Origin of the sequence: Lysinibacillus sp. NPDC056232, assembly GCF_042267565.1 — a bacterium.
Classification (GTDB): Bacteria; Bacillota; Bacilli; order Bacillales_A; family Planococcaceae; genus Lysinibacillus.
On sequence record NZ_JBHJTF010000053.1, the window covers coordinates 19,597 to 30,433 of the forward strand.

A 10,837-nucleotide genomic window follows, 5' to 3' on the forward strand; every position below is an offset into this window, starting at 1 on the left:
GACTGCTCGATTAACAAGCAGTCTTTTCCTCATTAGTTTGTGAAAAAGAATGGTTAATTCGCTACGTTTGATATTTGATTTTGCTTAAAAATGGACAGACCTATCCCGTTGTTCGCAAAATCGAAAGTAATAACACGTGCAAAATACATAGCTGTATCCACTTTTACACATGTTTTCGTAGCGTTTTTATTCATTCCTTTTCACCTCCGTTCATAATAGTTAGCTTTATAATACCATAATTCCGATAAATTGGAAAAGAAAAAATTTTCAGAGGTTAAGATAATTGTTTCAAATGTGTTTTTTATAAAAATGGATAAAAAATCAACATTTAGTAGTGGAAATTATTATCAATTTTTTATAACAACGAAAACAAAAAACGAAATCAATTTAGCATAAAATGATAATAGAATAGTCAATTGCGTTGCCTTATGATAGTAACTTTTTTAACATAATAATAAATAAATGATATATAATGAAAAATACTTTGAATTATTAATTCAGATATACATATTTTAACGGCAAGAGGTGTTTAGATATATTAAAATTTCTCGTATTAGTATTGGCATTTTTAATTGTAATAGTATATGTCATATCGGTTAGAAAGAGGAGTTGGTCATTTTTCTTCATCGGTATCGCTTTAGCAATTAATATAGTTGTTGCTCCACTTTCATTATTTATTGGCCTTATGTCAACAGATGATCCCAATGGAGGATCCTTTGCTTTTATTCTAGGCTTTTTATTTATTCAATCCATTCCATTACTAATACTTTTCATATGTGTTTTAGTAAGTTTTATAATGAAACGACGTGTAAAACAAAAAATTTCTAAATGATTTGGATTAATAGCGATTTTTACAGCTACTATGCAAGAATTAGCGAGTAGCGCAAGCACACAAAAACATAGTGCCAGTGAAATGCGGAAGCTATGCAGGATAGTATTCATGCTAGCTGATCAAACAATTTACTGGCATTTATTGATTAATCGAAGCAGCACTTGCTAGAGAGCATGGTAAGGGCTTTACGGTTCAAAGGATTGTTCATTAGGGTGATATCTGATGGGCAATTTTTTTTATTCGTCATACCCCTTATGAAGGTATATCTTTTAAGGCTATCGGTACTGCTATGCCCCATACCTACACAAAATGCTTTTAACACGATCAAACCCTCATTTGGTTCAATATTAAAATGAGTAGCTATAAGATTGAAAAAGTGCGAGCTCTTGTACAAAGACTTATGTACTAGAGCTCGCACGCTTATGTTCCTATCATCAATTATTATGGCTGTAAGTTAAATGATGTATTTTTCTTGTACCATAAACTTATTGTAATACATATAAAAATTAATGCACCGACAGTTGTAATCCAAAAGAATACATTCCCTCCATCGGTTGTAGAGTTAAGAAATATGCCACTACTAACAATAACTACACAACTAATAATTCCTGACAAAATAATGGCTAACTGACGATTTAGTTGGTAAATTAAAAAAATAAGTACTGCAAAAATATAAATAACACTTACGGTCATAATAGTCGGGAAAAATGGTTGAAATTTAACCGCATAGACAAAGTAATCAAGCTGGCTAATATCCTGACCATTGTTTATCTCAATATTAAATAACTGAGAAAATGGTGTTGAATACTTCCATTCCAGTGAATTATCTATGATACCACTTCCCTCATACCAAGAAATAGCTGTTGACATCAATAAAGTCAAGAAACCAAGAATTAGTTGAATCACATATTTAAACAATGTTCTTCCCCCTTCTCCCTTTGAAGTTAAAGACGTTAGAATAAGATTATAGTTTCCAAAACCAACAAAACTTTACAATATTAAGCTCGATACCATAACGTGTGGTTGATTTCCGTTCTGGCTGGGCGCTTTGTTGCTGACGCTTCGCTTTCGCACAGAGCAAAGCTTCCTGGGGGCGTCTGAGCCGCTTCACTCGCGTTGCTCGCTCCAGGGTCTCGGGCCAACACGATGTTGGTCACGAAGGCGTTATCACAGGATGTGATGGTTTTAGCCTTCGTTCCTCTATTGCTGATCCCCAAGGAGTCGACCAGCCTCCACTCCAATCAACTTATATACATGACAGTGTTTATCATCTTTATTTTATATATTTTCCATACAATAAACTGGTGATATCCACCCGTACTCTACGTTTTCACTTTTTTCACAAACATTTTCACAAACGGTACGAGGAAAACAGATACAATCAGCACTCGGAACAGCTGAAATGCGGTAACGATTGTGACCTTTGCATGCACGGAAGCCGCAATAATCCCCATTTGATCAAGTCCGCCTGGTACGATACTTAAAAAGCTCGTTTGAAAATCAAGGCTATAAAGACTTTTCATAACAAATGTTAAGCCATAGGCCGCGCCAACAAAGATACCCGCCGATACAAAAGCGTAAAATACTTGCTTCTTCGATAAATGTAGATCGTCTTTTTTCAATAAAAGTCCGATGTAAATGCCAAGCATTAGTTGCGCGATATGAAGTAGTGACAATGGCAATTTCGGTACATCGATCCCCACTATATTGATGCCCATCAATAAAAACACTGGACCAAGCATATAACCTGTCGGAATCTTTGCCTTTTGCGCTAGCCAACCTGCTACTCCACACACAGCAAGTAATCCTATTAAGCTCCATGAATACGCCCCATTGACAACTACGCCAGTTCCCCCAGATCCAGACACCATTAATGGCACAAAACCGACAATTAATAGAACCCGTAATATTTGGAAGAACGTAATCACGACCATATCCATATCCCCTTGCTCCTCAGCAAAGGCAACAACCTGTGACATGCCACCAGGTACACAGCATGTCAACGCGGTCGCAAAATCTAAATCCGCACGTTTTGCTACTAAATAACTAACACCAAAAAACAATACAATAAATAATACGTTTAAAACAATCATACTTCCTATAAATTGTTTAATATCCTGTACCGCTTCTGGTGTAAACGCAAAACCAATGGAATACCCCGCAACGATTAAACCAAAATTACGAAAATATCTATGCCATTTCAATTGTACTTTTGTTGATAACTGAACAATAAGTACCGCCGCTATAGCTCCAAGTAACCACGGCATTGGAATATGTAATAAATTAAATAAAATTGCACCTGTTAAACCTATACATAATGTAATGAACATGTGCTTGTCAAAAATAAACATAGAAGCAACCCCTCATAATTGTATGTTTCTATTATGCTGTGAACCTGCCTATTTTTCTACTTCATTACTTTTTTGCAAGATCATATATCGTTAAAATTTAACCTGTTATCGATAAAATTCAACCTCTTATCCAAGATTTTCTCCAAGCCAAAATTTTCTATGCTACATTATTATTACCTGATTCAGTGTTTCTCCATAGCGGAGATATGTAAAGGAGGCCTCCATGAAAATTCATTTAACAATCAATAGTGAGCTAGACGAAACCGAGATTCATATACATGCGAAGGAATACACCGAGCAAATTGAACGACTGATGAAGCAGCTACAAGCTTCACAAACAACAATGCTAGATGGCTACTTTCAACAGGAAATTCATATGCTAAAAATTTCAGATATTTACTCCATTTACGCAGAGGGTGCAAAAGTTTTTTTGCAGACGGAAGAACAGGAATTCGAAACGAAGCGTAAATTATATGAGCTGGAAGCACAATTAGCGAAAGACTTTGCCCGAGTTAGTAAATCAACGCTCGTCAACATTAATAAAATTGCCTCTATTCAAATGGGCAAAATTGGCACAACTGAACTGATTTTAGAAAACGATGTGTCCGTCCATGTTAGCCGGAAATATTTAAAAGAACTAAAACACCACTTAGGTATTGGGAGGGACTCATAATATGAAAATTATTCGCATGATGATTATTGGACTACTCATATCACTTAGTTCTTCCTACGTCTTAGTAACATTAAGTGTCATATCTAATAACGCTGTGGTGTCAGGATCTGAATTACTTGAGCAAATTATCATCGCCGCCATCCTTGGAGCGGTAATAGGTCTGCTGTCCATCATCTTTGAAATAGAGCGTTTACCTTTTATTACTCAGCTTATTCTACATTTAATTGCAGTTACGCTGTGTGTTATGATTGCAGGCTATTTCGGGCGTTGGTTTGAACATTCCGGCATTAAGTATGTTCTTATAAGTGAAGCTATTATTTACTTAATCGTTTGGTGCATCCTTTATGTCCTTCAAAAAAATGATATTGAAAAAATTAATTATGAAATTCAAAAAAGAAAGGAATAAAACAATATGACCTTTTCTATACAAGTTGAAAATCTATGTAAACAATATGGCGATCATCAGGCGGTAAAAGGTATTTCATTTACGGTTGAACAAGGCTCCCTCTTCGCCTTTTTAGGTGCAAATGGTGCCGGAAAATCAACGACCATTGAAATACTTTGTACATTATTGAAAAAATCAAGCGGTACTGTAAACATTAATGATTATACACTTGGTGCAAGCAATGACAATGCGGAAATCCGAAAATCCATTGGTGTTGTATTCCAGCAAAGTTTACTAGATGAACGATTAACGGTGCGGGAAAATATAATTCACCGTGGTCAAACATATGGCTTATCAAAAAAACAATTGGTCGAAAATTATCAATTCGTTTCAACATATTTACATTTAGAAGATATAGAAAAACGCAAATATGGGACTTTATCAGGTGGTCAAAAAAGGCGTGCCGATATCGCTCGAGCCCTAATCCATCGACCAAAAATATTGTTTTTAGATGAACCGACAACTGGACTTGATCCACAAACGCGGCAATTCGTTTGGCAAGCCATTAAGCAGCTTCAGCTCGAAACAAACATGACTGTTTTTTTAACAACACATTATATGGAAGAAGCAGCAGTTGCTCATCAAGTCATCGTCTTAAAAGAAGGAGAAATTGTTGCTGAAGGGACACCTGATGAACTTAAAACAAAATACGCCTATGATTCAATGGCAATTGTTTTTCATAATAGTTCAGAAGGGATACAGTGGCTCGAGGAAAATGCTATCTCCTATACAGAAAACCTAGGTATTTTCTCCATCCGAGTTGACTCGCCCCTTCATGCTTTAACGCTATTAAAAAATGCGGAACCGCTTATTGCTTCGTTTGAAGTCATCAAAGGTACGATGGATGATGTCTTTCTTCATATTATGGCCGAGGGAGGTGTAGCTTAATGGAAGCATTATTTAGCTTAGTAAAACGAAATAACAAAGTTTTTAGACGTGATAAAACACAAGTCTTCTACTCGCTGCTATCCGTCATTATAGTCATTATCCTTTACGCAGTATTTCTTCAAAAAATGCAGGTCAATGCCATTGAAGAAGTGACAAAGGCTACTCCAGAATTAGTAACGATGGTCAATGAATGGATTGTCGCTGGTTTACTCTCTATGATCGCTGTTTCTACTACACTTGCCGCGTATGGCATTGCTGTAAGGGATCTTGAAACAAAAGCGCAAGCTGATTTTCTCACAGCGCCTATCTCGCGAGCAACCATTCAATTTAGCTATGTTTTAAATGCGTTTATCATTGGCTGTATCTTTTCCTTTATCGCCCTTATTGGCTGTGAAATTTTTATCGCATCAACTGGCGGCCAGCTACTAAACTTTGGGGATTTCATGAAAGTTGTAGGATTACTATTTTTATCAGTATTACTGGCCAGTGTTTTTAATCTCTTCCTTGTGTTACTTGCTAACAGCCAACATTCATTTTCAACTCTCAGTACAATCGTCGGTACAGCACTCGGTTTCTTTTGTGGTGTTTATGTACCTGTTGGTGCACTTCCAAGCTTTGCTCAAAATCTTATTATGTATTTCCCTATCAGTCATACAACGTTACTATTACGCAATGCCTTTATGGAGAGCTCAATTCCCAAAGTTTTCGAAGGTGCGCCTGCTTCACAGGTGGAAGATTATAAAATAATGTATGGTATTGTCTATGACGTTCATGGAAATATACTGAGTACCTCAACTAGCTTTATCATTATTTTCGTCACAATTATTGTGCTAGCGATCTTATCGATCATTATTTTTAAAAAGAAAAATAAATAAACATTTTCGCACATCGTTTATAAAACGATGTGTTTTTTATTGATTTTAATCAAACAATTTGTTATTTTAATAATAAATAAGCAAACAAAATAAATAATCGTTTGTTTTATAGGAGGATATCCAATGGATGTAAATGAATTGTTTTGGCAAGCATCAATCCATGACATAAAAAAAGGCTACAGTGATGAAGCAACACACTTCACTTGCTTGCTTTGCGGAGAAAAAATTGAAAAGGGTATTATTTATCCACATGAAGGCGTTCTCTACGAGGCAGAAAAATTTATGCAACATCATATTACTGCTACACATCGATCTGTATTTCATTATTTAAATGGTCTTCATAAAAAAATGACAGGACTAACTGATCATCAAAGTCATATTTTACGCTTATTTTATGAAGGAAAAACCGATCAAGAAATTAAAGAAGAGTTGGAAATTGGTAGTGCAACAACGATACGTCACCATCGCTTTACTCTTAAAGAAAAGGAACGTCAAGCGAAAACGTTTCTTGCGATGATGGAGCTTTTAAAAGAACAAAATCAAAAGGAAGACAGCTTTGTACCTATTCACAAAACGGCAACGATGGTCGACGATCGCTATAATATTACGATTTCTGAAGAACAGCAATTACTTGAAAAGTACTTTCCAAACGGTATTGGCAAAGAGCTAGTCCGCTTCCCAAAACGTGAAAAACATAAAATCGTGATACTCCGTGCAATCACAAAACTTTTCGATGAAACAAAACAGTATTCAGAAAAAGAATTAAACGAAATGATTCAACCGATGTATGAGGACTATGTGCAAATACGTCGCTATTTAATCGAATACGGCTTCATGGATCGACAAGAGGATGGCAGTGCTTACTGGATAAAAAAATAAGAAAGAAGGATTTCCAATGGACCATAAAAAAGAATTAAAGGAAATGTATAAAGAAATAAAAATCGAAGCTGGTGTTTTTTCAATGACCAATAAACAGAATGGTAAAGTGTTTGTTGGTAGCTTTAATAACTTAAAACGCTTAAACGGCTTTCAATTTATGTTAAAAACGAATACACATACTAATAAAGAGCTACAAGCTGATTACAACACTTTCGGCAATGATGCTTTTGAAATTGAAGTTGTGGAATATTTGAAGAAAAAAGAAGAGGGCTATTTCGATGCCAAAAGAGAGTTAGAAAAGCTAGAACAAAAATGGCTCGACAAGCTTCAGCCATTTGGTGAACTCGGATATAACTAGGTAACATAAAAAAAAGAATCTGTTTTCTCCGAGATCAAGCTGGAGAAACTTGCAGATTCTTTTTTAATTTCATATATTATGTTGTTTCGAGCGAGGATTCACTGCTTCTGGGGTATTCCTTTTCGCCAGTAGATCAATTATCTACTGGCCCGGAGCAATTCTTTGGCTGACCGAGCACTTTTCTCTTACACCTGTGTATTTCTTAGCCAGATCTGCTCCTACTTCTTTGCAAGGGGCATCCTACTTGTTCTCTTACTTCATTTCTTCCATTAAATTAATTTCCTGCTGAGCTTTTTTTGTTAGCTTTTCAAAAACTAACTCATAGGAATGTTTGATTAAATTTTCAACTAAATCAATAGGGACATCATCTGAATCCATATAGATTGAATTCCAATGTGTTTTATTCATATAGTAACCTGGAATAATACCTTCATAGGCTTCTCTCAACTCTTCAGCTCGATTAGGTTCACATTTCAAAGTAAGTACCGGTCTTCCAGTAGCATCTCCGCCCATCATCCCATACATTTTACCACCAATATGATAACGATCCGCTTGCCATTCTTCTTTGTAATCATGCGTTGTTCCACGAAGCTTTAGGCAATATGCATGAATTGTTTCTTTGTTCATTATTTAACCCCATTTCCGCCAAATATCAATTATGCCTCGGCATAATTGCGTCTGGAATCGGCTTTGTGCAAGCACAAAGAACTCCTTTCCGATTCCGTGACATCCGCCGGAGGCTTTAACTTCTTTCAGCAGGACCTGCTGAAAGAAGTTAAAAAAACACACGTTCGATTATATTCATTATAATCAATAACGTGTGCAGAGGAAATATTTATTTATTTTAAATCGAGTACTGAGCCTCTTAGCAACAATGAGAAAGCATAGCTTCAGCCACACGAAACACTTTATTACAGGACACCCTTTATTTTATGCCTCTATCAAACATGCCGATGACCTCGGTAGTTTGCAATATATTGACAAAGGCTTTAGCATCTGTTTCTTTGATCGTACCTTTTACTTCAGCAAGCTGATAACGTGTAATGACGGTAATTAAAACTTTTCGCCCTTCTCCTGAATAAGCACCCTTCGCATCTATAATAGTTACTCCTCTATGAAGCTTTTCCAGTAGCTGCTGTTTCACTTCCTCGCCCTTGCTCGTAATAATCATCAGTGTCAATTTAATATGACTCGTATGAATGGTGTCGACAACCTTCCCTGTAGCATAAATCGATACGAGCGTCAGTAATGCTGCATCCCAGCTAAAAACGAACCCGGAGACAGCTACAACGATACCATTCAATGCAGAGATTAATGTACCAAGTGGAAAGTCTCGTTTACGACTTAGCAGCATCGCTATAATATCAAAACCTCCAGAGGAACCCGCCGCACGAAAAATCATGCCCGTCCCTACGCCCACAATAACGCCACCAAATAATGAGGCAAGAATTGGGTCTTGTGTAGCTTTATAAATAGGAATAATATACAAGCTTACCGACAAGACGACTACAGAAAGAATGGTATATCCAATAAATCGCTTCCCTAGCTTTAAGACCCCAATAATAAGTAAAGGCAAGTTCAATAGTAAATTTAAAACCCCTGTATTCAAAGGTGTAATAATACCAAGCATGATGGCAATCCCGCTTAATCCCCCACTTAAAATCTCATGTGGAATTAACAAAAAATTGTAGGCAAAGGCGACTACTATCGACGAAAGTGTAATAACGACAATATTACGCATAACAATTCCCCTATCATTAACGAACAGTTTTGATCTTTCTCTTAGAATACCCAACTTATTCGTTCAAAAAACCTGGAGTATTACACTATTATTGTTTTAACAACGGTATTTATTTCTTCTGATATTCTTTTTTCTGCTCCTCTTTTATCGGCACTTCTTTTAAAGGCTCCTCTTTATTATCTTCAGCTTTCTCCGCTACCTTATAAATACGTTCAAGCATTGGGGGATGTGTATAACGGAACCACTTTACGAGTAGCTGTGGATTTACTTCACTTAAACCAGATATCGTTAGTTTCTGGAATGCAGTAACTGCAGACTCTCGATCACCCGTTAATGAAATCGCATATTGATCGGCTCTCGTTTCCTGATACCGTGAAACATAATTTGATAATGGGCTTGAAGCAAATAATAAAACGGACGTTATGATTAAAAACAATGGATAAGAGCCTATATCACCGATTTTTTTAATTTTTAATACATGTCCATAACGTCTAATCAACCACCTCAAAAATTTCGCTGTCAGCCACAATCCTAGCAATGACAACAGAAGATACCCAGCAATACCAAAATAAATATGCTTCTCAACGTAGTGCCCCATTTCATGTGCCATGATAAATAGTATTTCATTATCTGTTAAACGATTTAACGTTGTATCCCATAGCACAATTCTCGAGTTACTGCCGATACCCGTTACATAGGCATTTAAGGCATTTGTTTTTTCTGCCATATTAACTTCATATACATGCTCCGCTGGTATATTTGCCTGTGTAGCAATAGACAAAATTTTCTCTTCTAGCTCCTTATTTTTTAGCGGATAAAAATCATTATATAAGGGATCAATAACTACAGGTTGAATAAACATCACAAATATTGAAAATGGAATCGTTAGAAACCATGCATATAGCCACCATCTTTTGGCGCTTTTTTTGATGAGCCAGTAAAGGACAGACACGATAATTAAACTCATGCCAAAGTTAACCCAAAAATCAAGAATGCCATCTCGCATCCATGAGGAAAACGCTTGTGTACTAATTCCATAAGTTTTGCTTAAATTGAAACGATAATAATCGAGTGGAAATAGTACAACATATAGTAAAAATGATAATAAGAATAAGTAGGCTGCATTTTGTAACAGCTTCCATTTTGTTTGTGACGTCGCTACCTTTTCGAAATAACGTGATACGCCCATAATTAAAATCATGAAATAGATTAACCATTCCAAAGGTGTAGCAACAAAGAATAGGAAGTTCCGTATTTTAGAATATTCACCGCTTAAGTATAGTTCTTTTTCAGACATAAACATCACTGGATCTGCAGCTGTCCCCTGCATCGCTCGTGGTATTGTACCACCACCGCTGTGAAATATATACCAATACATACACAGCACATAAACACCGAATAAAAGTAGCGCGACAATTCCCATTTTTTTCGCTATGTCATTTCCTCCCTTGTTCAACACTAAGTTCGTCCTATAGTAAGTGTAAGCTAAATTGAAAAAGTTAGAACAAATTTTTCTTTGTTTTTATTTACCTTCTATTCTACTTCACACCAAAAAGTCCTCTTCTAGTGGGTATTTACCTGCTCCCCAGGTATTTGCCTTGCTTTCGCGGGTATTTACCTGCTCCCACGGGTATTCTCCTTGCTTTCGCAGGTATTCTCCTTGCTTCCGCGGATATTTGCCTTGCTTCCGCGGGTATTCTCCTTGCTTCCGCGGGTATTCTCCTTGCTTCCGCGGGTATTCTCCTTGCTTCCGCGGGTATTCTCCTTGCTTCCGCGGGTATTCTCCTTGCTTCCG

At 36.5% G+C, this 10,837-nt stretch carries 14 protein-coding genes; 6 read left to right on the forward strand and 8 right to left on the reverse strand.

Translation table 11 applies throughout. The features are described 5' to 3' along the window. Window positions 1-53: 53 nt before the first annotated feature. The 4 genes from ACFCYJ_RS24640 to ACFCYJ_RS24655 all read right to left on the reverse strand — a co-directional run bounded on the left by ACFCYJ_RS24640 (window position 54) and on the right by ACFCYJ_RS24655 (window position 3,183). On the reverse strand, window positions 54-194 hold the full coding sequence (locus tag ACFCYJ_RS24640) for an RAxF-45 family protein (protein WP_166672191.1): 141 nt from the start codon (window positions 192-194) through the stop codon (window positions 54-56). Window positions 195-1,273: 1,079 nt separating this feature from the next. Then, window positions 1,274-1,750, reverse strand: a complete 477-nt coding sequence (locus tag ACFCYJ_RS24645) for a YjdJ family protein (RefSeq protein WP_376078258.1) — start codon at window positions 1,748-1,750, stop codon at window positions 1,274-1,276. Between the two features lie 80 nt (window positions 1,751-1,830). Next, complete coding sequence (locus ACFCYJ_RS24650) at window positions 1,831-2,049, reverse strand: hypothetical protein (RefSeq protein WP_376078261.1); 219 nt, start codon at window positions 2,047-2,049, stop codon at window positions 1,831-1,833. 105 nt (window positions 2,050-2,154) lie between these two features. Further along, complete coding sequence (locus ACFCYJ_RS24655) at window positions 2,155-3,183, reverse strand: AbrB family transcriptional regulator (RefSeq protein WP_376078264.1); 1,029 nt, start codon at window positions 3,181-3,183, stop codon at window positions 2,155-2,157. A gap of 223 nt (window positions 3,184-3,406) precedes the next feature. Between ACFCYJ_RS24655 and ACFCYJ_RS24660 the strand changes: the two genes are divergently transcribed. From ACFCYJ_RS24660 to ACFCYJ_RS24685, 6 genes are all read left to right on the forward strand, one after another. After that, window positions 3,407-3,856 (forward strand): LytTR family DNA-binding domain-containing protein, encoded by a 450-nt coding sequence (locus ACFCYJ_RS24660; RefSeq protein WP_376078267.1) that lies wholly within the window; start codon window positions 3,407-3,409, stop codon window positions 3,854-3,856. A gap of 1 nt (window position 3,857) precedes the next feature. After that, window positions 3,858-4,262 carry a DUF3021 domain-containing protein gene (locus ACFCYJ_RS24665; RefSeq protein WP_370075987.1) on the forward strand — a complete coding sequence of 135 codons (405 nt, stop codon included), beginning with the start codon at window positions 3,858-3,860 and terminating at the stop codon, window positions 4,260-4,262. 6 nt (window positions 4,263-4,268) lie between these two features. Further along, window positions 4,269-5,189, forward strand: a complete 921-nt coding sequence (locus ACFCYJ_RS24670; protein ID WP_376078269.1) for an ABC transporter ATP-binding protein — start codon at window positions 4,269-4,271, stop codon at window positions 5,187-5,189. Continuing rightward, window positions 5,189-6,064 (forward strand): ABC transporter permease, encoded by an 876-nt coding sequence (locus tag ACFCYJ_RS24675; protein WP_376078271.1) that lies wholly within the window; start codon window positions 5,189-5,191, stop codon window positions 6,062-6,064. Before ACFCYJ_RS24670 ends, ACFCYJ_RS24675 begins: the two co-directional genes overlap by 1 nt. A gap of 123 nt (window positions 6,065-6,187) precedes the next feature. Continuing rightward, complete coding sequence (locus tag ACFCYJ_RS24680; protein ID WP_376078273.1) at window positions 6,188-6,943, forward strand: DUF2087 domain-containing protein; 756 nt, start codon at window positions 6,188-6,190, stop codon at window positions 6,941-6,943. Window positions 6,944-6,959: 16 nt separating this feature from the next. Then, window positions 6,960-7,301 (forward strand): GIY-YIG nuclease family protein, encoded by a 342-nt coding sequence (locus tag ACFCYJ_RS24685; protein WP_376078276.1) that lies wholly within the window; start codon window positions 6,960-6,962, stop codon window positions 7,299-7,301. Between the two features lie 252 nt (window positions 7,302-7,553). On the opposite strand, the gene ACFCYJ_RS24690 is transcribed toward ACFCYJ_RS24685, so the two are convergent. The 4 genes from ACFCYJ_RS24690 to ACFCYJ_RS24705 all read right to left on the reverse strand — a co-directional run. Next, entirely contained in the window at window positions 7,554-7,928 is a 375-nt protein-coding gene (locus tag ACFCYJ_RS24690) for an MmcQ/YjbR family DNA-binding protein (RefSeq protein ID WP_376078278.1), read from the reverse strand. 298 nt (window positions 7,929-8,226) lie between these two features. Beyond that, complete coding sequence (locus tag ACFCYJ_RS24695) at window positions 8,227-9,042, reverse strand: YitT family protein (protein WP_376078281.1); 816 nt, start codon at window positions 9,040-9,042, stop codon at window positions 8,227-8,229. A 109-nt stretch (window positions 9,043-9,151) separates the two neighbouring features. Further along, window positions 9,152-10,477, reverse strand: coding sequence for a M48 family metallopeptidase (locus ACFCYJ_RS24700; protein WP_376078290.1), 1,326 nt, complete (start codon window positions 10,475-10,477; stop codon window positions 9,152-9,154). A gap of 108 nt (window positions 10,478-10,585) precedes the next feature. After that, window positions 10,586-10,837 (reverse strand): hypothetical protein (locus ACFCYJ_RS24705; protein ID WP_376078284.1); only part of this gene is annotated, 252 nt, incomplete at its 5' end.